The sequence below is a fragment of the Microbacterium azadirachtae genome (assembly GCF_025583665.1).
Taxonomy (GTDB): domain Bacteria; phylum Actinomycetota; class Actinomycetes; order Actinomycetales; family Microbacteriaceae; genus Microbacterium; species Microbacterium azadirachtae.
The window spans coordinates 3305179-3327723 of the sequence record NZ_CP099706.1 but is presented as its reverse complement, the minus strand read 5'-3'; the positions used below and the strand labels follow the sequence as shown (position 1 = coordinate 3327723).

Annotated in this window: 24 protein-coding genes; 10 read left to right on the top strand and 14 right to left on the bottom strand. The window is 72.0% G+C overall.

Translation table 11 applies throughout. The features are described 5' to 3' along the window. Positions 1–67: 67 nt before the first annotated feature. On the bottom strand, positions 68–787 hold the full coding sequence (locus tag NFX31_RS15760) for a response regulator (protein WP_045249985.1): 720 nt from the start codon (positions 785–787) through the stop codon (positions 68–70). Further along, complete coding sequence (locus NFX31_RS15755; protein ID WP_045249986.1) at positions 784–2085, bottom strand: sensor histidine kinase; 1302 nt, start codon at positions 2083–2085, stop codon at positions 784–786. Before NFX31_RS15755 ends, NFX31_RS15760 begins: the two co-directional genes overlap by 4 nt. Before the next feature lie 72 nt (positions 2086–2157). Between NFX31_RS15755 and NFX31_RS15750 the strand changes: the two genes are divergently transcribed. The 5 genes from NFX31_RS15750 (at position 2158) to NFX31_RS15730 (ending at position 7551) form a co-directional block, all read left to right on the top strand. Beyond that, entirely contained in the window at positions 2158–3324 is a 1167-nt protein-coding gene (locus NFX31_RS15750; RefSeq protein WP_262956189.1) for an MFS transporter, read from the top strand. 89 nt (positions 3325–3413) lie between these two features. Then, positions 3414–3845 carry a VOC family protein gene (locus NFX31_RS15745; RefSeq protein WP_258955378.1) on the top strand — a complete coding sequence of 144 codons (432 nt, stop codon included), beginning with the start codon at positions 3414–3416 and terminating at the stop codon, positions 3843–3845. Positions 3846–3863: 18 nt separating this feature from the next. Then, the gene (locus NFX31_RS15740) at positions 3864–4544 is read left to right on the top strand and encodes a winged helix-turn-helix transcriptional regulator (protein ID WP_045249989.1); all 681 of its coding nucleotides are present in this window, start codon (positions 3864–3866) and stop codon (positions 4542–4544) included. A 59-nt stretch (positions 4545–4603) separates the two neighbouring features. After that, positions 4604–5221 (top strand): dihydrofolate reductase family protein, encoded by a 618-nt coding sequence (locus NFX31_RS15735; protein ID WP_262956187.1) that lies wholly within the window; start codon positions 4604–4606, stop codon positions 5219–5221. A 278-nt stretch (positions 5222–5499) separates the two neighbouring features. Then, positions 5500–7551: a carboxypeptidase regulatory-like domain-containing protein gene (locus NFX31_RS15730; RefSeq protein WP_262956186.1), complete on the top strand. Its 2052-nt coding sequence runs from the start codon at positions 5500–5502 to the stop codon at positions 7549–7551. 58 nt (positions 7552–7609) lie between these two features. Here the strand turns inward: NFX31_RS15730 and NFX31_RS15725 are convergent, their stop codons facing one another. Further along, positions 7610–8554 carry a Cof-type HAD-IIB family hydrolase gene (locus NFX31_RS15725; RefSeq protein ID WP_262956185.1) on the bottom strand — a complete coding sequence of 315 codons (945 nt, stop codon included), beginning with the start codon at positions 8552–8554 and terminating at the stop codon, positions 7610–7612. Next, entirely contained in the window at positions 8551–9396 is an 846-nt protein-coding gene (locus NFX31_RS15720) for an exodeoxyribonuclease III (RefSeq protein WP_045249992.1), read from the bottom strand. Before NFX31_RS15720 ends, NFX31_RS15725 begins: the two co-directional genes overlap by 4 nt. A gap of 171 nt (positions 9397–9567) precedes the next feature. On the opposite strand from NFX31_RS15720, the gene NFX31_RS15715 reads away from it, so the two are divergent. Then, positions 9568–10095: a DUF6611 family protein gene (locus tag NFX31_RS15715; protein WP_045249993.1), complete on the top strand. Its 528-nt coding sequence runs from the start codon at positions 9568–9570 to the stop codon at positions 10093–10095. Positions 10096–10188: 93 nt separating this feature from the next. Here the strand turns inward: NFX31_RS15715 and NFX31_RS15710 are convergent, their stop codons facing one another. From NFX31_RS15710 to NFX31_RS15700, 3 genes are all read right to left on the bottom strand, one after another. After that, complete coding sequence (locus NFX31_RS15710; protein WP_262956184.1) at positions 10189–12369, bottom strand: malate synthase G; 2181 nt, start codon at positions 12367–12369, stop codon at positions 10189–10191. Continuing rightward, complete coding sequence (locus tag NFX31_RS15705) at positions 12366–12797, bottom strand: GlcG/HbpS family heme-binding protein (protein WP_045249995.1); 432 nt, start codon at positions 12795–12797, stop codon at positions 12366–12368. Before NFX31_RS15705 ends, NFX31_RS15710 begins: the two co-directional genes overlap by 4 nt. A 139-nt stretch (positions 12798–12936) precedes the next feature. Further along, positions 12937–13479, bottom strand: a complete 543-nt coding sequence (locus tag NFX31_RS15700) for a YbhB/YbcL family Raf kinase inhibitor-like protein (protein WP_045250033.1) — start codon at positions 13477–13479, stop codon at positions 12937–12939. Positions 13480–13731: 252 nt separating this feature from the next. On the opposite strand from NFX31_RS15700, the gene pyrE reads away from it, so the two are divergent. Both pyrE and NFX31_RS15690 read left to right on the top strand, forming a co-directional pair. Next, on the top strand, positions 13732–14307 hold the full coding sequence (gene pyrE, locus NFX31_RS15695) for an orotate phosphoribosyltransferase (protein ID WP_045249996.1): 576 nt from the start codon (positions 13732–13734) through the stop codon (positions 14305–14307). A gap of 17 nt (positions 14308–14324) precedes the next feature. Continuing rightward, positions 14325–15242 carry an ROK family protein gene (locus NFX31_RS15690; protein WP_262956183.1) on the top strand — a complete coding sequence of 306 codons (918 nt, stop codon included), beginning with the start codon at positions 14325–14327 and terminating at the stop codon, positions 15240–15242. Between the two features lie 62 nt (positions 15243–15304). Here NFX31_RS15690 and NFX31_RS15685 read toward each other — a convergent pair whose 3' ends face one another. The 5 genes from NFX31_RS15685 to NFX31_RS15665 form a co-directional block, all read right to left on the bottom strand. Next, positions 15305–15469: a hypothetical protein gene (locus NFX31_RS15685; RefSeq protein WP_262956182.1), complete on the bottom strand. Its 165-nt coding sequence runs from the start codon at positions 15467–15469 to the stop codon at positions 15305–15307. Then, entirely contained in the window at positions 15466–16038 is a 573-nt protein-coding gene (locus tag NFX31_RS15680) for a YdeI/OmpD-associated family protein (RefSeq protein ID WP_262956181.1), read from the bottom strand. The genes NFX31_RS15685 and NFX31_RS15680 overlap by 4 nt, the downstream gene beginning before the upstream one ends. Before the next feature lie 3 nt (positions 16039–16041). After that, the gene (locus NFX31_RS15675; RefSeq protein WP_045249999.1) at positions 16042–16869 is read right to left on the bottom strand and encodes an HAD-IIA family hydrolase; all 828 of its coding nucleotides are present in this window, start codon (positions 16867–16869) and stop codon (positions 16042–16044) included. A gap of 163 nt (positions 16870–17032) precedes the next feature. Continuing rightward, positions 17033–17665, bottom strand: coding sequence for a metal-dependent transcriptional regulator (locus NFX31_RS15670; RefSeq protein ID WP_091480327.1), 633 nt, complete (start codon positions 17663–17665; stop codon positions 17033–17035). A gap of 46 nt (positions 17666–17711) precedes the next feature. Beyond that, positions 17712–18062, bottom strand: coding sequence for a hypothetical protein (locus tag NFX31_RS15665; protein ID WP_248700399.1), 351 nt, complete (start codon positions 18060–18062; stop codon positions 17712–17714). Positions 18063–18231: 169 nt separating this feature from the next. On the opposite strand from NFX31_RS15665, the gene NFX31_RS17485 reads away from it, so the two are divergent. Continuing rightward, on the top strand, positions 18232–18921 hold the full coding sequence (locus NFX31_RS17485) for a DUF1003 domain-containing protein (protein WP_338101477.1): 690 nt from the start codon (positions 18232–18234) through the stop codon (positions 18919–18921). An 11-nt stretch (positions 18922–18932) separates the two neighbouring features. Here NFX31_RS17485 and NFX31_RS15655 read toward each other — a convergent pair whose 3' ends face one another. Continuing rightward, positions 18933–20222, bottom strand: a complete 1290-nt coding sequence (locus NFX31_RS15655; RefSeq protein WP_420847419.1) for an Nramp family divalent metal transporter — start codon at positions 20220–20222, stop codon at positions 18933–18935. Positions 20223–20317: 95 nt separating this feature from the next. Here NFX31_RS15655 and NFX31_RS15650 point away from each other — a divergent pair, with 95 nt between their 5' ends. Beyond that, the gene (locus NFX31_RS15650; protein WP_262956179.1) at positions 20318–20965 is read left to right on the top strand and encodes a TrmH family RNA methyltransferase; all 648 of its coding nucleotides are present in this window, start codon (positions 20318–20320) and stop codon (positions 20963–20965) included. A 70-nt stretch (positions 20966–21035) separates the two neighbouring features. Here NFX31_RS15650 and NFX31_RS15645 read toward each other — a convergent pair whose 3' ends face one another. Further along, positions 21036–22391 (bottom strand): MATE family efflux transporter, encoded by a 1356-nt coding sequence (locus NFX31_RS15645; RefSeq protein ID WP_262956177.1) that lies wholly within the window; start codon positions 22389–22391, stop codon positions 21036–21038. Positions 22392–22545: the final 154 nt, after the last annotated feature.

The window sequence follows — 22545 nt, the reverse complement described above, 5'->3', positions numbered from 1 at the left end:
GGCTATCGGCCGGCGGCGAGGCTCCGCGCACGCCCAGGAGCGGGCTGCGTGCACGCCCGGGAGCGGGCTACGCGAGCCCGAGCCGGTGTGCGAGCACGACGGCCTGCACGCGGTCCCTGGCTCCCAGCTTCTGCAGGATGCGCGAGACGTGCGTCTTCACCGTCGCCTCTCCGATGAACAGCTCCGCAGCGATCTCGGCGTTGCTCCACGCCTCGGCGACCAGGCGCAGCACCTCGCCCTCGCGATCGGTCAGCGGTTCCGGCAGGTCGGCGCTGGGAAGCGCGACGGATCCGGTCGTCACCACCGCCGTCCGCGATGCCGCGGCCTCTGCGCTCGGGACGACGGCGGATGCGGACGCGGCCGCGAAGCGCTGCAGCACCCGCCGCGTCACCTCGGGGGCGAGCATGCCGTCGCCCGCGGCCAGCGCGCGCACCGCCGCCACGAGCTCCTCGGGCCCCGCGTTCTTGAGCAGGAACCCGCTCGCGCCCGCATCGAGCGCGTCGAACAGGTAGTCGTCCCGGTCGAACGTCGTCACGATCGCGATCGAGGCGCGGATCCGCTCGTCGGCGCGGATCATCCGCGTGGCCGCGATCCCGTCCATGTCGGGCATCTGCACGTCCATCGTGATGACGTCGGGGAGGAGGGATCCGGCGAGCGTCACGGCTTCCGCGCCGGTCGACGCCTCGCCCACCACCGAGATGTCGGGCTGCAGATCCAGGATCGTGCGGAAGCCGGCTCGGAGCATCGCGTGGTCGTCGACGATCAGCACACGGATCGGGGCGTTCATGCGTCCTCCGTCCCGCGGCGCGGCGCAGAGCCCGCGGGCGCGTCGGCGAGCGCGTAGGCCGACGCCGACGCCGACGTCACGGGCAGCGTGGCGCGCACGCGGAAGCCGCCGGCCGGACGGGGGACCAGTTCGATCGTTCCGCCCGAGGCCGTCGCGCGCTCGCGCATGCCGAGCTGCCCCAGGCCGGGGCGCAGCCCGGTGACGACCCGTCCGGTGTTCACGACCTCCAGTTCGACCGAACCCGGCTCGTATCGGATCCGCACGTCCGCCTCGGCGTCGGGACCGGCGTGACGGCGTGCGTTCGTGAGCGACTCCTGCGCGATCCGGTACAGGTTGACCGCGGTCACGCGCGGCACGGGCACGGGGTCGCCGATCACCTGCAGGCGTGTGGGGAGTCCGGCGGACGTCGAGGCGGCCGCCAGCTCGGCGATGTCGCCGATGTCGACGGTCGAGGAGACGTCCTCGCTGTCACCCGGGGCGCGCAGCGTGTCGAGCAGCTGGCGGAAGTCGCGGATCGCGTCCCGCGCGGAGGTCTCGATCCCCGCGACGATCTCGGTGGCCGCCTGCGGATCCTGCGGGATCATCATCCGGGCCGCTCCCGCCTGCACCCCCATGACCGAGACGTGGTGCGCGACGACATCGTGCAGCTCACGGGCGATGCGCACGCGATCCAGTGCGACGGCCTGGGCGGCGCTCAGCGCGCGCTCCCGCTCCAGCTCCTCCGTGCGCTGCTCGAGCGCGGCACGCTGCCGGGCGGCGCTCCAGCTGCGCTCGCCGAAGTAGTACGCGCCGCCGAAGTAGAGCACGTTCAGCAGCACCTGGAGCATGAGGAACGCGACGAGCGGGGAGAACATCCCCGCGACGACGTCGGCCTTCGCGGCCTGGTCGATCGCCTGCCGGTACATCTCGACGACCAGCCACGCGGCCATCACGACCATGATCCCGACGCGCACGAAGAACGCGCTCCGGCGGGCGTTCATCCAGGCGCCCACGGTGTACAGCGCGATGAACATGGCGATGTTGCCGGCGTAGATCTCGGGGACCTTCAGCGAGGTCGCCACGACGAACGCGAGCGAGACGACCACGGCGACAGGGCCCGGCCAGCGGCGGCGCAGGGCGATGGCCGCCGAGATCACGACCACGTACGGGATCGCCGTCCACAGCGGGCCCTGCTCGCTGCCGTAGACCTTCGCGAGCGACGACAGGCCGGCGCTGAGGATCCCGCCCACCAGCAGGACCGCGGCGAGGAGCAGGTCCTGCCGGAGCTCGCGCGGCGTCGGAGTGCGGGTGAACGGCATCCCTCCACCGTAGGGCGGTGCCCGCGCGGACGGCATCCCCCGTGCGACGGACGCGCGGTGCGAGACTGAGGCGTGACCTCGCCGCGCCCTCGCCTCGCTCCGCTGTACCTCGCGGGGTTCACGACGGCGTTCGGCGCTCACGGGATCGCCGCCGCGCTGGGCGCCGAGACCGAGGACATCGGCTGGACCCTGCTCGCGTTCGGGTTCACCCTCGCGCTGTACGACCTGGCCGAGGTGCTGCTGAAGCCGGTGTTCGGCGCTCTCAGCGACCGGATCGGCGTACGTCCCGTGATCGTCGCGGGTCTGCTCGGCTTCGCTGCGTTCTCCGTGGTCGGCGCCCTGGTGCCGGGGACGATCGGGCTCGTCGTGGCGCGCTTCGGCCAGGGCGCCGCCGCGTCGGCGTTCTCGCCCGCGTCGTCCGCCGCCGTCGCCCGGCTCGCCGACGACGCGTCGCGCGGACGCTACTTCGGCCGCTACGGATCCTGGAAGGGGCTCGGCTACGCGCTCGGCCCGCTGGTCGGCGCCGGTCTCGTGGTGTGGGCGGGGCTGCCCGCGCTGTTCTGGGCGCTCGCCGCGGTGGCCCTCGTCGCCGCGGCCTGGGTGCGATTCGGCGTGCCGGCGGTGCCGGTGCTGCCGCGCAAGCGCGTGACCGTCGCCGATCTGGTGCGCGAGCTCGCCGCCCCCGGGTTCCTGGTGCCCACCCTCGTGCTGGCCGCGACCACCGGCGGTCTCGCGGTGGCCGTCGGCTTCCTGCCGCTGCTGGGCCGCCAGACGGGCATGGGCACGGTCGGCAGCATGGCGCTCGTCACCGTGCTGGCGATCGTCAGCAGCGTCGTGCAGCCGTGGGCCGGATCCCTGCACGATCGCGGACGCCTCCGGATCCGGGCGGGCGCGGTGGGCGGCCTGGCGCTGCTCGCCGCGGGCATGCTGCTCGCGGGGCTGTGGCCGGTCGTCGGAGTGGTCCTGGCTGCCGCCGTGCTCGCGGGTGCCGGGGTGGGACTCGCGACGCCTCTCGCCTTCGCGCACCTGGCGTCGTCGACGCCGCCGGATCGCATGGGGCGCACGATGGGATCCGCCGAGCTCGGCCGGGAGCTGGGGGACGCCGGCGGGCCGCTCATCGCCGGCGCCGTGGCGACCGCGACCGTCCCCGGCATCGGGCTCGTCGTGATCGGGGGCCTGACCGCCGGTGCGGGGATCCTCGCCGGCCTCGGGCTCCGGCGGGTTCCGGACGAGGGCTGAGTCCGGGCCTGGACTTGCTCTTGACAAGCGAACTTGCAAAAAGCAAGCTTGACGCATCGGATCCGATCCGGGTCCGCGACAGAGGAGTCATCGTGGCCACCGTCTTCATCAGCCTGCCCGTCACCGACCTCGAGCGCACCAAGGCCTTCTACACGGCGCTCGGCTGCACGATCAATCCCGAGATGTCCGATGAGAACGGCGTCTGCGTGGTGTGGGACGACAACATCTTCTTCATGATGATCACGCGCGAGTTCTTCGCCACCTTCACGGAGAAGCCGATCGCGGATCCGAGGGTCACGCTGCAGACCTCGGCGTCGTTCGCCCTCGACTCCCGTGACGAGGTCGATGCCGTGATCGCGAAGGGACTCGCGGCGGGCGGCACCGAGCCCCAGCCCGCGCAGGACTACGGCTTCATGTACTCGCGCGATCTGGACGACCCCGACGGCAACTCCCTCGGCTTCCTGTACATGGTCCCCGGCGGTGCCGAGCAGGAGCCGGCCGCGCAGGCGACGACCGCGTGATGCGGAAGCGGTTCTGACATGGCCGCGCGCAGCTACGGCCAGTACTGCGGCGTCACGACGGCGGTGGAGCTGATCGGCGAGCGCTGGGCGCTGCTCATCGTGCGCGACCTGCTGGTGGGGCCGCGCCGGTACACGGATCTGAAGCAGGGTCTGCCGCGCATCCCGACGAACATCCTGTCCTCGCGGCTCAAGGAGCTGCAGGAGGGCGGGGTGGTGCGCCGGGCGCCCCTGCACGGCAGCGGTCTCGTCTACGAGCTCACGCCCTATGGGCAGGCGCTGGAGCCGATCGTGCTGGCGCTCGGCAGGTGGGGCTTCCAGGCGATGGGGGATCCGGGCGAAGGCGATGTGGTGTCCCCGGATTCGCTCACCATGGCGCTGCGGACGTCGTTCCGCCCGGACCGCGCCGCGCGCCTCGACGTGGAACTGCACGTGGGCGATGTCGCTCTGCGCGTGATCGTCCGCGACGGCGCGCTCCGCGTCGCGCAGCTCGCGCCGCCCGCCCCGCCCGTCGGAGGAGCGCTGCCCGCCGGCGATGCGGAGGGGATCCTGGTCGCCGGGCCCGGCATCCGTCACCTCATCGCGGGCGACGTCACCCCGGCGGAGGCTGTCGCGCAGGATCTGGTCGCGGTCGTGCGCGGCGACGAGCGGATCCTGGACGTCTTCGCCCGCACCTTCCACATCGACCGGCTCGCGGCGTAGCGTCGCCGTGGGCGCTGAAGGACGAACGACCGAACCGGATTCCCAAGGAAGAGGACATCATGACCGGACGCATCATCATCGACCTGTTCACCACGCTCGACGGCGTCGCCCAGGCCCCGGGCGGCCCGGAGGAGGATCCGTCGGACGGATTCCGCTTCGGCGGGTGGCAGGCGCCGCTGCCGAGCGAGGCCGTCATGGGCAGCGTGATGGCGGGGATGGAGACGCTCGACGCGCTGCTGCTGGGCCGGCGCACGTACGACATCTTCGCCGGCTACTGGCCGCAGCACACGACCGGGCCGGAGGGGCCGATCGGGCAGCTCTTCGACCGGGTGCCGAAATACGTCGCCTCGCGGGACGCCGGGATCCAGCTCGACTGGCAGGGCAGCAGCAGGGTCGGCGACGACCTGCCGGCCGAGCTCGCCGCCCTGCGTGAGAAGCACCAGGACGTGCACGTGATCGGCAGCGTCGACTTCGTGCACACCCTGCTCGATCAGCAGCTCTACGACGAGCTCCAGCTGTGGGTGTACCCGATCGTGCTCGGCCAGGGGAAGAAGGTGTTCCCCGACGGCGCGGCCCCGCACAACCTGCGTCTCGTGCACGCGGAGTCCGGCGACGGCGGCACCCTTCTGCTGCGCTACGCGCCGGCGCCGGGCGAGGTGGAGACCGGCACGATGTGACCACCGGCAGGGCCGTTTCCGATTCGTGACCGGAATATCGCGAACGCCTCTGTCCCGTCGTCTCGGCGGAAACTACAGTCCTCGTAACGCGTGGGGACGTTGACTGAACAGCCGCACTCTGGGGAGTGCGGCTGTTCCCATGTCCGGGCGCGGATCTCGACGGATCTTCCTCTTTCCTGAGAGAACCCTGTGACGATAGATTGCATCGACGCCTGGTTCTTCAGGCTCCGCCTGCGCCCGATGAAGGGGGCGGGCGACGACCCGACGGGGGGACCAGGATGTCTGCAGGTGTGTCCACGCGTCGACGGTGGAAAGGCGCTCTCACAGCGCTGATCGCCGCGGCGCTGATGTTCACGGGAGTGGGGGCGGCGGCTGCGGCGGATACGCTCGCGGCCACCGGTGGTTCGATCGCGGGTGTCGTCACCAACGAAGCGGATGGCTCCCCGATCGCGGGCATCTTCGTCCAGGCGCAGAACGACGACGCGTCCTCGATCGCCGGTGCCACGACCGGACCCGATGGCTCGTATCGCATCGACGGGCTTCAGCCGGGCGCGCATCGCGTGCATTTCTTGACGCTCGGGACCTCGTACATCAGCGAGTACTGGAACAACGCGACGAGCTACTTCCAGGCTGCCGTCGTCGACGTGCAGGACGGTGTCGTGGCGACCGGGATCGATGCAGCACTCAGCAGCGGGGGGACCATCAGTGGCGTGGTCACGCGCGAGGACGGCACCCCCGTCGTGGGTGAACCCGTCAGTGCCGCCGCAAGTGGCCTCGGCGGCGGATTCAGCAGCGCGATCACCGATAGCTCGGGCGCATACACGATCCAGGGGCTCCCGGCAGATTCCTACGTCGTGAACTTCTCGACCACCTGGGACGGACTGGTCGGCGAGTACTGGAACGATGCGGCCGACTACTTCTCCGCGACACGGGTGCCTGTGGCGGCCGGTGGCGCGGTCACCGGCATCGACGCCGTGCTCACGGCGGGCGGGTCCGTCCAGGGTGTGGTCACGAAGGCCTCCGACGGTTCCGTCGTGGCCAACGGCTGGGTCGCCGTCTTGGACGCGAACGGCAATTCCGTCGCACAGGGAGTTCTCTCCCCGGACGGCACCTATCGGATCGAGGGGATCCGCCCCGGGGACTACAAGGTCAAATTCTCTTCCAACGATCCGAGCCTGGTCCCGCAGTACTGGGCCGGTGCCGCGACCGCGGCCGCGGCGACGGCCGTCACCGTCGTCGCCGGTCAGACGGTCAGCGGTATCGACGCCGCGCTGCAGTCCCTCCCCGCGCAGATCAGCGGCACCGTGACGCGCGCGTCCGACGGCGCACCAGTGGCGGGCATCTCAGTGACCGCGAGCGGTGCCGGTGGGTACTACTGGGCCACGACCGATGACATGGGCGCTTATCGGATCTCCGCTGCGCCGGGCCAGTACACGGTCGAGTTCCGCGACCCTTACCAGGCGTTCGTGTCCCAGTGGTGGAGCGGTGCGACCAGCGCGCAGGACGCGACGCCGGTCACGCTGGCGGAGGGCTCGCAGGTCACCGGCATCGACGCCCGTCTCGACGCGACCCGGGTGATCCGTGGCACCGTGCTCCTCGACGGATCGACGGATCTGCGCGGGCGTTCCTCGAGCATCGCGGTGATCGCCGAGTCGGACGGGCGGTTCGCCGGGATGAGCTACGTCCATCCTGACGGCACTTACACTCTGACGATCGCCCCGGGCACGTACACGGTGCACGTCGAGGGCACGGAGGGCTTCGCCTGGGCGGTGGCGCCGCAGTATTACTCCCATGCTGCTACCGCAGCCGAAGCGACCCCGGTCGTGCTCTCCGGGGACGCCGATACGACCGGCATCGACTTCGATCTGTCCTCGCTCACTGCGAAAGTCGCACTGTCCTCCGGGACGGCGCATCCCGGAGAGACCGTCCATGTGACGGCGTCGGGTTTCGCGCCCCGTGATCCGGTGAAGATCGAGCTCCACTCCGTGCCCGTGCTGCTCGCATCCGTCACGGCGGGCGCCGACGGCACCGTCGACACCACCGTGACGCTTCCGCCGGACGTCGCCGCGGGTGAGCACCAGATCGTGCTCACGGGAGCGATGTCGACGCTCACCGGCAGCGCGGCGCTGACGGTCCCAGGTGGCACCGGAACCGGCTCGACCGGCGGCGCGACCGGCGGCGCGGCGAGTCCTTCGGGCGCCGGCACTTCCAGCGCTGCGCAGCTCGCCGCAACGGGATCGGAGGTCCCGTTCGGAGAGATGGGACTCGCTGCTCTCCTGCTGCTCGCGGGAGCGGTGCTGGTGCGGATCCGTCGTCGTCAGCAGGCCTGACCGGTTCGATCCTCCGCGGGCGCCTCGTCGGCTTCGGCCACGGGGCGCCCGCGGTGCATCAACCCGCGAGCACACGCTCCAGCATGAGCGCGACACCGTCCTCGGCGTTCGACAGGGTGAGTTCGTCGGCGGCGGCCCGCGCTTCGGGCTCGGCGTTCGCCATGGCGACGCCGCGGCCCGACCAGCGCAGCATCTCGACGTCGTTGAGCGCGTCGCCGAAGGCGAGCACCTCGCTGCGATCGATGCCGAGCGCTGCGCACAGCTGCGCGAGGCCGGTGGCCTTCGTGACGCCCTCGGCCATCACCTCGACGAACGGCGCGCCGGACAGCGTCGCCGCGAAGCCGGTCTGATCCAGGGTGCCCAGCACGGCGAAGATCTCCGCCGGGGAGATCGTCGCGTGCCGGATCACGAGCTTGAGGCTCGGTGCCGAGAGCACCTCGGCGAGCGGCACGGCACCCATCGTGCGCGGGTCGCGCTTGTGATCGCTGAGGGTCGCGACGGCGGCGTACCCCTCCTGCGCGACGAAGACCTCGCCGCCCTCGCGCACGCTCGCGAACAGCAGATCCGGGATCCGCTCGCCGAGCTCCCGCGCGATGCGCTGCTGCACGGGCGCCGCGATCTCGGACGCGAACAGCAGCTCGTGCGTGCCGAGGTGGATGCCGTACGCGCCGTTGCCGCACAGCGCCCAGCCCTCGAATCCCGCCTCGGCCGCGATCGCGCGCAGCCCGATCGGCTGGCGGGCGGTGACCGGCACCACCACGATGCCCGCGGCTCGTGCGGTGTCGAGCGCCGCCCGGGTGCGGGCGGTGACGTGCCCGGACGGGTCGAGGAGGGTGCCGTCGAGGTCGGTCGCGATCAGGCGGATCCGGTGGCCTGCGGGTTCCGCAGGGGACCGCGTTTCGTCTCGGTCGCCTTCGGCGTCCTCGCTCAACGACCCCGGGGTGGGGGCGCCTTCGGTCTCGTCGCTCAACGACCCCGGGGGGCGGGGATCCGCCGAGTTCACGCGAAGATCATCGGCAGGTCGTCGTCCTCGTCGGCCGCGCCGAGCTCGAGGTCGACGACCACCGGCACGTGGTCGCTCGGCTGCTCGCCCTTGCGCTCCTCGCGGTGGATCGAGGCGCCCTTCACCGCATCGGCGAAGGGCGTGGATCCCAGCACGAAGTCGATCCGGATCCCCTCGTTGCGCGGGAACTTGAGCCGCTGGTAGTCCCAGTAGGTGTAGCCCTCGGGCAGCAGCGGCCGCACGACGTCCTGCACGCCCGCCGACTCCAGTGCGAAGAATGCGGCGCGTTCCTCGGGGGAGACATGCGTGGACTTGCCGACGACGATGTCCGGATCCCCGTTGTCGTGGTCGAACGGGATGATGTTGAAGTCGCCGACGAGCGCGAGCGGGAGGCCCGGCTTCGCCGCGAGCTCGGCCGCCGTCGCGGTGCGCAGCGCTTCGAGCCAGTGCAGCTTGTAAGCGAGGTGCGGGTCGTCGAGCGAGCGGCCGTTCGGCACGTACAGGCTCCACACGCGCACGCCGTTGACGATCGCGCCGATCGCCCGCGCCTCCTGCGGCGCGTCGGGACCCTCATGGCCCTTGGCGAACCCGGGCATGCCGTCGAACGCGGTGCGCACATCGGTCATCGGCTCGCGGCTCGCGATCGCGACGCCGTTCCACTGGTTCAGGCCGTGCACCTCGACGTGATAGCCGGCCTCCTCGAAGGGAGCGTACGGGAACTGCTCCGGCTTGCACTTGATCTCCTGCATCGCGAGCACATCGATGTCCTCGCGCACGGCGAACTCGACGGTGCGGGCGACACGGGTGCGGATGGAGTTGACGTTCCAGGTGGCCAGGCGCATGGATCCAGCCTACGGGCGGCCGAGGACACCGCCGGCCCCGGAAGCTCCCCGGACGGGACTGACCGGCACCTGCCCGCGGCGGCGTTCGGGAAGCGCAGGGATCCGGCTCCGAGCCGTTCGGATTCCGTAGGGACGTACGCCGCGGCTCGGAATGCGGCGCACGGTGGATCCATGGTCATCGAACAGCGGTCCCTGCCGTCGCCGCATCACCCCGTCCCGCCGGCCCTGCGACGGCCGCGCCCCCACTGGGGTCACCTGTCGCGCTCCGTCAGCCGGTACGGCGTCGTCTCCAGCACGCTCGTCATCTATGCGCCCGACTCTCCGGAGATCGAACGGCGCTGGGCCGAGCTCGCCCGCGGATACGGCGTCTTCGCGTTCGGCGGCGGACTCCTCGTCTGGATCGGCTGCGCGGCGGCCGGGATCCCGCCCCTGGCGGCACTGGTGGTGATCGCGGCGGTCACCCTCCCTGTCGGGATCGTGCTCGCCCGCCGCACGCGCGCCGTGCGCCACGCCGCCGCGACGGTCTCAGCGTGCTGCTCCGGCCTCCGCCCCGACGACGAGGGCAGGGCGGCGCAGCGCCGCCTCGACGCGATCGCCGACTCGCTGCTGGGAGCCAGCGCCGCCTATCGCGCAGGCGACCTGGACGGGCCCGCCTTCGAACGCATCTGGCGCGCCGCCTACGCGCACGCCCTGTCCTGACCGGCGCGATGCCGGCATTCAGAGCGCGCACCTGGCTGCATCCAGAGTGCGGATGCCGCCAGGTGCGCGCTTCGAAAACGGGCAGGATCCGGGTCAGCCGCGCGCGGCCTGCTCCGCCTTCTTCTCGCGGCGCAGGCCGTGCAGCAGCGGCTCGGTGTAGCCGCTGGGCTGGGCGGCGCCCTCGGTGATCAGGCGACGGGCCGCGGTGAACGCGATGCCCGGCTGCTCACCCTCCGCGAACGCGAGCGGCTCGTAGTTCGGGTCGCCGGCGTTCTGCGCGTCGACGACGGGGGCGAGCCGGCGCAGGCTGTCGTCGACCTGCTCCTCGGTGATCACGCCGTGCTGCAGCCAGTTCGCGAGCAGCTGGCTCGAGATGCGCAGCGTGGCGCGGTCCTCCATGAGTCCGACGTCGTGGATGTCCGGCACCTTCGAGACGCCGATCCCCTGATCGATCCAGCGCACCACGTAGCCGAGGATCGACTGCACGTTGTTGTCGACCTCGGTCGCGACGACCTCGGGCGTGAGCGCAGCGGGATCCGCGAGCGGCGGCACCAGCAGCCGCTCCAGGGCGCTGTCGTCCACGGGCGGCAGCGCCGCGCGCGCCGCGAACGCGTCGACCCGGTGATAGTGCAGGGCGTGCAAGGTGGCGGCCGTGGGCGACGGGACCCAGGCCGTCGACGCCCCGGACAGCGGATGCGCGATCTTCTTCTGCAGCATGGCGTGCATGAGGTCGGGCTCGGCCCACATGCCCTTGCCGATCTGCGCGCGTCCGCTGAGGCCGCTCGCGACGCCGATGGCGACGTTGCGGTCCTCGTACGCCTGCATGAACGGCTGCGCCTTGATGCCGGCCTTCGGCAGGAAGGGGCCGGCATGCAGGGAGGTGTGGATCTCGTCGCCGGTGCGGTCGAGGAAGCCGGTGTTGATGAACACGACGCGGTCGCTCGCGGCAGCGATCGAGGCGGCGAGGTTCGCCGACGTGCGGCGCTCCTCGTCCATGATCCCGACCTTCATGGTGCCGGCGGGCAGGCCCAGCAGCTGCTCGACGCGGCCGAACAGCTCGGCGGCGAACGCGACCTCCTCGGGGCCGTGCATCTTCGGCTTCACGATGTACATGGATCCGGTGCGCGAGTTGGTGCCCGCGCGCGAGCCCTCCAGCTCGGGAAGGGATCCGAGCGCGGTCATGATCGCATCGAGGATCCCCTCGAAGACCTCGTCGCCGTGGCGGTCGAGCACGGCGGGGGTGCGCATGAGGTGGCCGACGTTGCGGACGAACAGCACCGCGCGGCCGGGAAGGGTCACCTCGCCGCCATCGGCGGTGCGGTAGGTGCGGTCCGGGTTCAGCGCGCGGGTGAAGGTGCGGCCGCCCTTGGTCACCGTCTCGGTGAGGGTGCCGTCCATGAAGCCGCGCCAGTTGCGGTAGCCGAGCGCCTTGTCGTCTCCGTCGACCGCGGCGACCGAGTCCTCGAGGTCGAGGATCGCGGTGAGCGCGGACTCCAGGATGATGTCCTGCACGCCCGCGGCGTCGGTGCGGCCGATGGCGCCGGAGCGGTCGACCAGGATCTCGGCGTGCAGCCCGTTGTGCACGAGCAGCACCGTGTCGGGCGCCTGGGCGTCGCCGGTGTAGCCGACGAAGCGCGCGGGGTCGGCGAGGCGACGGTCGCCGGAGGCCGTCGCGACCACGAGGCCGTCCGCGTCCACGCGGTATCCGGTGGCGTCGCGGTGCGAGCCGTCGGCGAGCGGGGCGATCTCGTCGAGGAACTCGCGGCCGAACGCGACGACGGCCTCGGCACGCGCCGGGTTGAAGTCCTTGCCGGGGGCGAGCTCACCGGTGCGCTCGATGGCGTCGGTGCCGTAGAGCGCGTCGTACAGCGAGCCCCAGCGCGCGTTCGCGGCGTTCAGGGCGAAGCGCGCGTTCAGCAGCGGCACCACCAGCTGCGGCCCCGCCATGGTGGCGATCTCGGGGTCGACGCCCTCGGTGGTGACGGCGACGTCCTCCGGCACGGGCACGAGGTAGCCGATCTCGGTCAGGAACGCCCGGTAGGCGGCCGGATCCGGCTGTCCCGGGTTCTTCCGGTGATACTCGTCGATCTGCTGCTGCAGCTCGTCGCGGCGTGCGAGCAGCGCGGCGTTGCGCGGCACGAGGTCGTGCACGATCTCGCTCACGCCCGCCCAGAACGCCGTGGCGTCGCGACCGGAATCGGCAAGCGACGCTTCAGCGAACTCGACGATCGGCGCGGCGACCGACAGGTCTGCGCGGGTGAGGTACGAGGTCATAGTTCCATTCCTTCTGTGCGAGCGCCGAGGCGCTTCAGGGTTTCCAGGGCGATCTCCGCGTCGAGTGCGGGCGGACCGCCGGCGATGCCGAGGCCGCCGACGTGGTGCTCGCCGAAGAAGATCGGCACGCCCCCGTCGATCGTGGTCATGGTGCCGCCCGTGCCGAGCGGCAGCGTCGCGGCGAGGGCCTCGGCGATCTGTCCGGTGCGGCGGCGGATCGAGGCGCTGCTCTTGGCCTTGCGCTGGGAGGTCTCGGCACTGTGCGGCGTGGAGCCGTCGGCCATGCCGTAGGCGATGAGCGTCATCGACGGATCCGCGACGGCGGCGACGGTGGGGAGGCCGCGCTCGGCGCCGATCTCGAGCGCCAGCGCGACGGCTCGTGCGGCCGTCTCGTAGGTGATCGTGACGGTCTGTCGGTGCGTGGACATCGGCGTCTCCTCGGCGTGATTTATCTCGATGTCGAGATTACCTTCGCGAGGAGATTATCACAATGTGAAGATTGAGTTCCACATGTTGAAAGTGAAGATGGCCGGGCGGATCCGCGGGAGACCGGTTCAGCGCTCGGCTTCAGCGCTCGGCGGGATCCGCGGTGCCGACCAGGATCCCGCGTGCGAGCACGTGGAAATGCCGGTTGAAGCCGAGGTAGGCCGGCGTCTCGTGCCCGTCGAGGTCGATCTCCTCGATGTCGAGTGCATCGACCGTGATCACGTAGCGGTGAACGCCCGTGCCGGCGGGCGGAGCCGCGCCGATGTAGCGCGGCAGGCGCGCCTCGTTCGGGAGGGTGACGGCCTGCGGCGGGAGCGACCCGGGCTCGCCGTCGCCGGCGCCCGCCGGCAGCGAGCGCACGTCGGCCGGGAGATTCGCGACCGCCCAGTGCCAGAAGCCGGATCCGGTCGGGGCGTCCGGGTCGTAGACCGACAGGGCGAAGCTCTTGGTGCCCGCCGGGGGCTCGCCCCACACCAGGCCGGGGGAGCGGTCGTCCCCGCCGCGCGACTCCGACCAGGCCCAGACCGGCAGCGGCCCGTCCGCATCGAAGTCGGGGCTGGAGAGCTCCAGCGGAGGCACCGGCTTGAGCCGGGCGAGGGCGGCGTACGTGTCGACGTCGAGCATGCGATCCTCCTCGGTCGCGGCGGACGCGGGAGCCGCCGCATACCCCGCCATCCTCGCATCGATCCGCGCCGCGCGGCCAGGATCCGGTCGCCGGATCCTGCCCCGACCGGCCCCGATCCGGCCCCGAACCGGCCGGAGGATCGGCCTTGATCGGAGGCAACGCAGGAACATGCGGCGTGCTGCTGCGGATCTCGGACGGACGGGTCCGATTCCCCTGCGCTGTGTCGCGAGCGGCGACCCTAGACTTGAGCCGTGACGCTCAGCACCCCCGAACTCGAAGCCGACCGCCAGGCCCTCATCGCTCTCATCAAGGACGAGGCGGTGTTCCACGGCGACTTCACCCTCGCCAGCGGCAAGAAGGCGACCTACTACGTCGACATGCGGCGCCTGACGCTGGACCACCGCGCCGCGCCTGCGATCGGCCGCATCGTGCTGGATCTGATGCAGGGCCTCGGGGACATCGCCGCCGTCGGCGGTCTCACGCTCGGCGCCGACCCCATCGCCAACGCCGTGATGCACGAGTCGGTGCGCGCGGGCGCCCCGGTCGACGCCTTCGTGGTGCGCAAGGAGCCGAAGGACCACGGCCGCGGCCGTCAGATCGAGGGCGCCGACGTCGCCGGCAAGCGCGTGGTCGTGGTCGAGGACACGTCGACCACGGGCGGGTCCCCGCTCAAGGCCGTCGAGGTGCTGCGCGCGGCCGGCGCCGAGCCGGTCGCCGTGATCTCGATCGTCGACCGCAAGACCGGCGCCCAGGCCGCGGTCGAGGCGGCAGGGCTGCAGTGGCTCGCCGCGATCGACCTCGACGACCTCGGACTCGCCCCGCAGTGACGACCGCAGCCGCGCCCATGACCGGATCCGAAGACCGTCGCGTCGCCCTGGCCGTCGACGTCGGCGGCACCAAGCTCGAGGCCGCGCTGGTGCGTGCCGACGGGAGCGTCGTCGACGGCACCCGCAGCCGGCGTGCCACCGGTCCCGATGCGACCTTCGCCTCGTTGCGCGCCGCGATCGAGGAGGTCGTGACGCACGCGCTCCGCGGCCTCGGATCCGAGGACGAGCTGATCGGCGCGGGCATCGGCAGCGCCGGCCCGATCGATCGCGAACAGGGCACCATCGTCCCCGTGAACATGCCGCAGGCGCACGGTTTCGACCTGCGCGGCGCGGTGCGCGACGGCGCGGCCACGGCGGTCGGGGCGCCGGTGCCCACGGTGCTCGCGCACGACGGCGGCTGCCTGGCGCTCGCCGAGTCCTGGCTCGGGGCCACGCGCGGCGCCGCGGCGTCGCTGTCGATCGTCGTGTCGACCGGTGTCGGCGGCGGCTTCGTCGTCGACGGCCGCTACCTCCCCGGCGCGTCCGGGAACGCCGGCCACCTCGGCCAGGTGCACGCGACACCCGAGCTCACGGTCGAGCAGGTCGCCTCCGGGCCCGCGAGCGTGGCCTGGGCCCGCACGCAGGGATGGACCGGGCAGCAGGGGGAGGACCTGGCGAAGGACGCTGCGGCCGGGGACCCGATCGCGCGCGCCGCGATCGAACGGTCCGCGCGCACGGTCGGCGCGGCCCTCGCCGACGCCTCGACGCTCGTGGATCTGGAGGTCGTCGCGATCGGCGGCGGGTTCTCCCGCGTCTCCGGCGACTACATCGAGCTCGTTCAGGCGGCGCTCACCGCGACCGCCGCGCACGACTACTCCCGACACACGCGCGTCGTGCGGTCGGGCCTCGGCGACGAGGGGCCGCTCATCGGCGCTGCCGCGCTCGTGCTGCGCTGACGGGCCCGGTTCGGGCGACGAGCTCCTGACCCCGGCGCGTCGCGGTCCCCGTGCTCAGCGCTTCAGCGCTTCCGCGGCGGATCGTCCTCGTCCCACGGGCCCTCCCACCACGCGCCGCGGTCGCGCGCGGAGCCCCCGCGGCGGTTCCGCACGAACTGCACGATCCAGGCGGTGAGGGTTCCGAGGGCGATCACGAGCGCCACCCAGAGGATCGGGTTCGTGCTCATGGCCGCTTCCCCTCGGCGGCGTCGGCCACGATCTTCGCGATGCGCGCGGCCCTGGTCTCGGGCCGCTTCGCCATCGCGATCTGCGTGAGGCCGAGCTTCTTCGCCGACGGCGGGAACGCGTCCCACCCGGCGCGGCCCGCGGGGGACGCATCCAGAGCGGCCGTGAGGTCATCCGGCTCGATGCCGGCCTCCGGACCGTCGAGCACCGTCCACGCGCCGTTCGCCTTCGCGACCTCGATCGCGCGGATGCCGGCCGCCTCGAGCAGGCCGGCCTCCTCGAGCAGCGCGATCCGGGCCTTGTTCGTCGCCGCCCAACCGCTCGACGCGCGGCGCGGGGCGAACCACAGCCCGCCGATGCGGTCGTCGAAGCTGCGCACCGGGCCGTCGATCCAGCCGAAGCACAGCGCCTGCAGGATCGCGTCCTCATACGGGACGTGCACGTCGTCGTTGCCGGGCCGCGGCCGCACCAGCCAGGCGCCGGTCGCCGTCGCGTGGTTCTCCGCGAGCCACGCGCGCCAGGCGGCGGCGTCCGTGGCGACGACCCGCTCGCCCTCGTCGAGTGCGCCCATGGGTCAGCCCTTCGGCTTGGACGCCTTCTGCGGGATCGTGCGGATGGTCTCCGTGATGCGCGGGAGCAGGTCGGCGACCGACTGCACCACCTCGTCCGGGCGGAACGGGTACTTCTCGATCTCCGCCGTGTCGCTGATCCCGGTGAGCACGAGCACCGTGTGCAGTCCCGCCTCGATGCCCGCGACCACGTCGGTGTCCATGCGGTCGCCGATCATGCCGGTGCGCTTGGAGTGGGCGCCGATCTTGTTGAGCGCCGAGCGGAACATCATCGGGTTGGGCTTGCCGACGACGTACGGGTCCTTGCCGGTCGCCTTGGTGATGAGCGCCGCGATCGCGCCGGTGGCGGGCAGCGGCCCGTCCGCGCTCGGGCCCGTCGCATCCGGGTTGGTGACGATGAACCGTGCGCCGTCGTTGATCAGGCGGATCGCCTTGGTGATCGCCTCGAACGAGTAGTTGCGCGTCTCGCCGACCACGACGAAGTCGGGGGCCGTCTCGGTCATGATGAAGCCCGCGTCATGCAGCGCCGTGAGGATGCCGGCCTCGCCGATCACGAACGCGGATCCGCCAGGGAGCTGCTGCTGCAGGAAGTCGGCGGTGGCAAGCGCGGAGGTCCAGATCCGCTCCTCCGGCACGTTCAGCCCGCTCGTGCGCAGGCGCGCGGAGAGGTCCCGCGCGGTGAAGATCGAGTTGTTCGTCAGGACCAGGTAGGGGATGCCGTTGCGCTCCCAGTTGGCGAGCAGCTCGGACGCTCCGGGGATGGCGTCGTTCTCGTGCACGAGCACACCGTCCATGTCGGTGAGCCAGCATTCGATGTCGTCGCGTTGTGCCATGCGCCCAGCCTAGAGCCGCCGCGTTACGGGAGGATGACGACCGGGTGGATCGGGCGGCGTCTCGTGCTCAGGACGGTCTCGCGGCGCAGGGGTTCGAACCGACCGTGGTCACGCCATCACGCGGGTCTCGTCTTGAAGGCGGTCGCCGGGCATGCGTGCGCGGTCAGGCCGAGAGCCAGACCGCGTCGCCGCCGTCCGGCGGGAGCTCCACGTCGGCGCCCGCGATGCGGAGTCCTCGGGTGGTCACGACGACGTCGCCGCCGATCACCAGCCCGGCGGATTCCAGCGACCGCAGCAGTTCGGGATCCCGGTCGTCCACGCGCAGCACCCTGCCCTCGTGGCCGGCGGCGGCATCGGCGAGAAGCACGAACGGCTCGCGGTCGATGCGGCCGTCCGCATCGGGGATCGCGTCGCCGTGCGGGTCGAAGCGCGGGCGGCCCAGACGGGCGTCGATCCCCTCGAGCAAGCGGTCGCTGATGGTGTGCTCCAGAACCTCGGCCTCGTCGTGCACCTCGTCCCAGGCGTAGTCGAACTCGCGGACGAGCCAGGTCTCGATGAGACGGTGCCGTCGGATGATCGCGAGCGCGCGCTGCTCGCCGTCCTCGGTCAGGCGCACGGCGCCGTAGGGCACGTGCGAGACGAGGCCGGCGGCGGCGAGCTTCTTCACCATCTCGGTGACGCTCGACGGCGCGATGCCGAGCTTGGCCGCCAGCTGCGACGGGGTGATCGGCGCCGGCTGCCATTCGGTGTGCGCGTACACCGTCTTCAGGTAGTCGTCGGCCGCGGGGGATGCCACGGATCCAGCTTAGGGTGCGGGCCGCACGAGCAGGATCCGGCGCAGGTCAGTGCCCGAGCGAGGACAGCACGGAGAACGCGGCCTGGCCGGCGAAGAACATCACGATGAAGCCTGCGAAGGCGCCCAGCAGCGACAGGCGCCCGTCGAAGCCCTCGACGCCGCGCATCCCGATCGCGCGGGCGCGGAACGCGAGGATGAGCGTGAGCGCCCCGAGTGCGAGCTGCACCCACGGGCTGCCGACCGGCATCAGCTTCGGAACCGCGACGAGCAGGATCCCGAGCGCGGCCGTGACGAGCGAGGCCCAGGTGCAGATCTGCACCGCGCGACGGGCCGAGGCCTGCGCTTCGGCCTTCTCGGCGGCGCGCTGCGCGGCGGACGGGCGGCGGGATCGGGCCATGCTCCGAGCCTACCCGCGGCGCCTGTGCGCGCCCTGCGGCAGGGATCGTCCATCCGGTGGATCTCGTCATCCCCGAGAGATCCCGTCCGGCGGGCGTTCGGCGGAGGAGACTGGACCCGAGCCCGCGGCGCCGCGGGCATGCGTGCGACCATCATGCGAGGAGCAGGTCATGTCGATCGAGAATCTCAACGCGTTCCTCGAGCGGCTGCCGTCGGCGAGTGCCCGGCCGCTGCCCGACAGCACCTGGCACGAGCGGGCGCGGGAGCGTCTCACGCTCGGCGAGCGTGCGGCGGATCGGCTCCGCAACGGGATGGGCAGCTGGGTCTTCGTCGGCGGATTCGTCCTGTTCATGGGCACGTGGTGGATGCTCAACTCTCTGCGCGCGACCACCTGGGATCCGTACCCGTTCATCCTGCTGAACCTGTTCCTCAGCATGCTGGCGGGCCTGCAGGGCGCGATCCTGCTGATCGCGGCCAAACGGCAGGACGCCATCACGGCGGCGCTCGCGCAGCATGACTTCGACACGAACGTCGCGGCCAAGATCGACATCGAGGCACTGCTGGAGATCAACCGGCGGCAGCTCGAGATGATCGCCGAGCTGCAGGGGATCGCGCGAGCGCTGGTCCCGGCGACGGCCGACGCGCCCGCCCGGAACGAGCCGGACGGGCGACAGGCCGATCCGCGCGCCCTCGATCCGCGCGCCGTCGCGACCGAGGTTGAGGCGGCCACGGCGACGGCACGGGCGGCCGAGTCGGAAGCCGAGTCCCGCGCGGAGGCGCGGGCGCAGGAGGAGATCGCCTCACAGGCCGGTGAGCAGGAGGGGGCATCGCGCGGCGGGGACGCCCCCGACGGGCCGTAGCGGCCGCGCGCTCAGGCGCCGGTCAGCAGCAGCCACAGCAGCACCGCGTTGAGCGCGATGAGCAGGACCGCCGCGATGATCCCGGCGACGGTGGTCCGGGGCCGGTTCGCATAGCGCCCGAGCGTGCGTCGGCGGGCGGTGAGGGCGACGAGCGGGATGAGGGCGAAGGGGATGCCGAACGAGAGCGCGACCTGACTGAGCACGAGCGCGAACGTCGGATCGACGCCGAGCCCGAGGATGAGCAGCGCGGGGACCAGCGTGATCAGACGCCGCAGAGGCATCGCGATGCGCACCCGCAGCAGCCCGTGCATGATCTCGGCGCCCGCATACGCCCCTACCGCCGTCGATGCGAGGCCCGAGGCGAGCAGACCGACCGCGAACAGGGTTCCGATGAGCGGACCGAGCTGAGCGCTGATCGCGGCGTGTGCGCCCTCGAGCGAATCGGTGCCGTCGACGCCCGGGAGAGTGGTCGCGGCGAGCAGCAGCATGCCGAGATTCACGGCACCGGCGACGATCATCGCCAGGGTGACGTCCCATCGGGTGGCGGTGAGCAGCCGGGCGATCGGGGTGCGTGTCGAGGGCTCCGGGTCTCCGCCGGGGTGCACGGGTGCCGTGCCGAAGCGGTCGCGGGCGAGGGCGGAGTGCGCGTAGATCGCGTGGGGCATGATCGTCGCGCCCAGGATCGACGCCGCCAGCAGCACGGATCCGGAGTCGGTGAATCGCGGGGTCAGTCCGCCGAGTGCTGCGGAGGGATCCGGTGGAGCCACCACCAGGCCTGCCAGGAAGCCGACGGTGACGACGGCGAGGAGCCCGATCACGACGAACTCGAAGGGGCGCGCGCCGCGCCGCCCCTGGATCGCCAGAAGCACCATCGACACGGCGCCGGTGATCAGACCGCCGAGGAGGAGGGGCAGGCCGAACAGCAGCTGCAGCGCGACGGCGCCTCCGATGACCTCGGCGATGTCGGTCGCCATCGCGACGAGCTCGGCCTGCAGCCAGTAGGCGCGCCGCGCGAAACGGTGCTGCAGACGGTCGCCGAGCAGTTCGGGCAGGCTGCGGCCGGTGACGACGCCGAGCTTCGCGGACAGGTACTGCACGAGCCATGCGATCACGTTGGCGACGACGACGACCCACACCAGCAGGTAGCCGTAGCCGGCGCCGGCCGTCATGTTGCTCGCGACGTTTCCCGGATCCACGTACGCGACGCCCGCGACCAGCGCCGGTCCGAGCAGTGCGGCTCCGCGCGCCGAGGCGGGCAGTCCCTGGCGCTGCGGAGCGACGGTCACGGAGGTTTTCGGCACACCGAAAACCTATCCTATTTTTAGGCACACCGAAATATCCCGGTGGGGCTCCTGCGTCGGCGGAGGCGCTCGATGGTCCCGGATACGCTGGCGGCATGCAGGATCCCGACGCGCGCCACCATCCTGAGTCGGCCGACGAGCCGGCCCCCGCGCACGGCGTCGGCCCCTGGGAGGGGGAGTGGCCCGCGGATGAGCGCTTCGACCCGGAACTGCTCGCGCACGGAGACCGGCGCAACGTCGTCGACCGCTACCGGTACTGGCGGATGGAGGCGATCGTCGCCGACCTGGACGCCCGGCGGCACGGCTTCCACGTCGCCATCGAGAACTGGCAGCACGACATGAACATCGGCTCGATCGTGCGCAGCGCCAACGCCTTCCTCGCCGACACCGTGCACATCATCGGTCGGCGCCGCTGGAATCGCCGCGGTGCCATGGTCACGGATCGCTACCAGCACGTTGTCCACCACGAGACGGTGACCGCCTTCGCCGAGTGGGCGCGGGCGGAGCGGATCCCCGTCATCGCGGTCGACAACCTCGACGGCGCCGTTCCTGTCGACCAGGCGGAGCTGCCGGAGCGCTGCGTGCTGCTGTTCGGCGCGGAGGGTCCCGGGCTGTCGGAGGACGCCCTCGCCGCGGCCTCGGGTCATGTCGAGATCACGCAGTACGGATCCACCCGCTCCATCAACGCCGGTGCGGCGGCGGCGATCATCATGTACGAGTGGTGTCGACGGCACGCGAGCTGACCGCGCTCACCGGATCGCATCGGCGAAGCTGCGGACGCGGGTCCGTCGCGGTCAGTGCCGACGGCGCGTGTCAGACCTCGACGGCGAGCCAGCGTCCCGTGCGGACCCGGTAGCCCAGGGTCACGAGGCGCGCGCACAGGTACACGCCGAAGAACGCGACGGCGAGCCAGATCAGGCCCGCCGCACCGGACACCCCGGTGGCGGCGATGATCGCGAGGGCGGGAAGGAACGGCACGAGGTTCAGCCCGCCCGCGACGGCGAGGTAGCGTGCGTCCCCGGCGCCCATGAGCACGCCGTCGAGCACGAACACGACGCCCGCGATCGGCTGCGCGACGGCGAGCACGACGAGGGCCGGCTGGATCAGCGCCGCGAGCGCCGGGTCTCCGGTGAAGGCGAGGCCGATGACGGCGGAGAGGGCCGCGATGAGCGCCCCGACGACGACGCCGAACCACGCGCCCCAGGCCACGGTGCGGGCGAGCACATGCCGTGCGCCGTTCGGATCCGCTGCTCCCAGGCTCTTGCCGATGAGGGCCTGCGCGGCGATCGCGAGAGCGTCGAGGGCGAAGGCGGCGGCCGAGAACACGGTGAAGACGACCTGCCAGCCGGCGAGTTCACGGGTGCCGATGCCGGTGGCGACGCCGACGGTCGCGAGCAGGGCCACGCGCAGGCTCACCGTGCGCAGGAACAGCCATCCGCCGGAGCGGGCGGACCCCCGGATCCCGCTGAGCTCGGGCGAGATCGAGGCCTCGTGCCGGCGGGCGAGCCGGCCGATCAAGATCACGTAGGCGCCGACCATGCCCCACTGGGCGACGACGGTGCCGAACGCGGATCCGGCGATGCCCCAGCCGAAGCCGTAGATGAACAGTGCGTTCAGCAGGGCGTTCGCCGCGAACCCGATCCCGGCGATCCACAGCGGGGTCATCGTGTCCTGCATCCCGCGCAGCAGGCCGGTCGCGGCGTAGACGACCAGCATGGCGGGCAGGCCCCACATCGAGGGGGCGAGGTAGGCGCTCGCCTGCGCGGCGACGGCCGGGGTCGCGCCGAACAGAGGGATCACGGCGGGCATCAGCAGGGATCCGAGCACGGCGAGCACCGCGCCCAGCCCGAGCGCCAGCCACATGCCGTCGATGCCGACCGACACGGCGTCGCCGTGCTCTCCGGCGCCGAACCGCCGTGCCACGGCGGGCGTCGTGGAGTAGGCGAGGAAGATCATCAGCCCGACGATGGTCTGCAGGATCGCGGACGCGATGCCGAGCCCGGCGAGCGGCGTCGCGCCGAGATGCCCGACGAGCGCCGCGTCGACCATGAGGAACGCGGGCTCCGCCACGAGCGCGCCGAGCGCCGGGACGGCGAGCCGCACGATCTCGCGGTTCAGGGTCGGCGCCGGGCTGGGGGCCGGCGTCCCGCTCGGGGTCTCGGAGGGCACCGTACGAGCCTAGAGGTGGCCGCGGACAGGCGACGGCGTGATCGCTCGGTCGAGCGTCGGCGTCGGACCGTCCCTGTGGCTGCGCGAGGCCGGATCGCGTGGCCGTTCCGATGGTCGCGACGGGCCGGCCGTCACGCACCATCGTGATCGCTGG

Bases quoted from the DNA above. Each gene is read 5' to 3' on its own strand.
- NFX31_RS15760 (WP_045249985.1), bottom strand. From the start codon at position 787: ATGAACGCCCCGATCCGTGTGCTGATCGTCGACGACCACGCGATGCTC.
- NFX31_RS15755 (WP_045249986.1), bottom strand. From the start codon at position 2,085: ATGCCGTTCACCCGCACTCCGACGCCGCGCGAGCTCCGGCAGGACCTG.
- NFX31_RS15740 (WP_045249989.1), top strand. From the start codon at position 3,864: ATGGCCGCGCGCAGCTACGGCCAGTACTGCGGCGTCACGACGGCGGTG.
- NFX31_RS15735 (WP_262956187.1), top strand. From the start codon at position 4,604: ATGACCGGACGCATCATCATCGACCTGTTCACCACGCTCGACGGCGTC.
- NFX31_RS15730 (WP_262956186.1), top strand. From the start codon at position 5,500: ATGTCTGCAGGTGTGTCCACGCGTCGACGGTGGAAAGGCGCTCTCACA.
- NFX31_RS15720 (WP_045249992.1), bottom strand. From the start codon at position 9,396: ATGCGCCTGGCCACCTGGAACGTCAACTCCATCCGCACCCGTGTCGCC.
- NFX31_RS15715 (WP_045249993.1), top strand. From the start codon at position 9,568: ATGGTCATCGAACAGCGGTCCCTGCCGTCGCCGCATCACCCCGTCCCG.
- NFX31_RS15710 (WP_262956184.1), bottom strand. From the start codon at position 12,369: ATGACCTCGTACCTCACCCGCGCAGACCTGTCGGTCGCCGCGCCGATC.
- NFX31_RS15705 (WP_045249995.1), bottom strand. From the start codon at position 12,797: ATGTCCACGCACCGACAGACCGTCACGATCACCTACGAGACGGCCGCA.
- NFX31_RS15700 (WP_045250033.1), bottom strand. From the start codon at position 13,479: ATGCTCGACGTCGACACGTACGCCGCCCTCGCCCGGCTCAAGCCGGTG.
- NFX31_RS15690 (WP_262956183.1), top strand. From the start codon at position 14,325: ATGACCGGATCCGAAGACCGTCGCGTCGCCCTGGCCGTCGACGTCGGC.
- NFX31_RS15685 (WP_262956182.1), bottom strand. From the start codon at position 15,469: ATGAGCACGAACCCGATCCTCTGGGTGGCGCTCGTGATCGCCCTCGGA.
- NFX31_RS15680 (WP_262956181.1), bottom strand. From the start codon at position 16,038: ATGGGCGCACTCGACGAGGGCGAGCGGGTCGTCGCCACGGACGCCGCC.
- NFX31_RS15675 (WP_045249999.1), bottom strand. From the start codon at position 16,869: ATGGCACAACGCGACGACATCGAATGCTGGCTCACCGACATGGACGGT.
- NFX31_RS15665 (WP_248700399.1), bottom strand. From the start codon at position 18,062: ATGGCCCGATCCCGCCGCCCGTCCGCCGCGCAGCGCGCCGCCGAGAAG.
- NFX31_RS17485 (WP_338101477.1), top strand. From the start codon at position 18,232: ATGTCGATCGAGAATCTCAACGCGTTCCTCGAGCGGCTGCCGTCGGCG.
- NFX31_RS15650 (WP_262956179.1), top strand. From the start codon at position 20,318: ATGCAGGATCCCGACGCGCGCCACCATCCTGAGTCGGCCGACGAGCCG.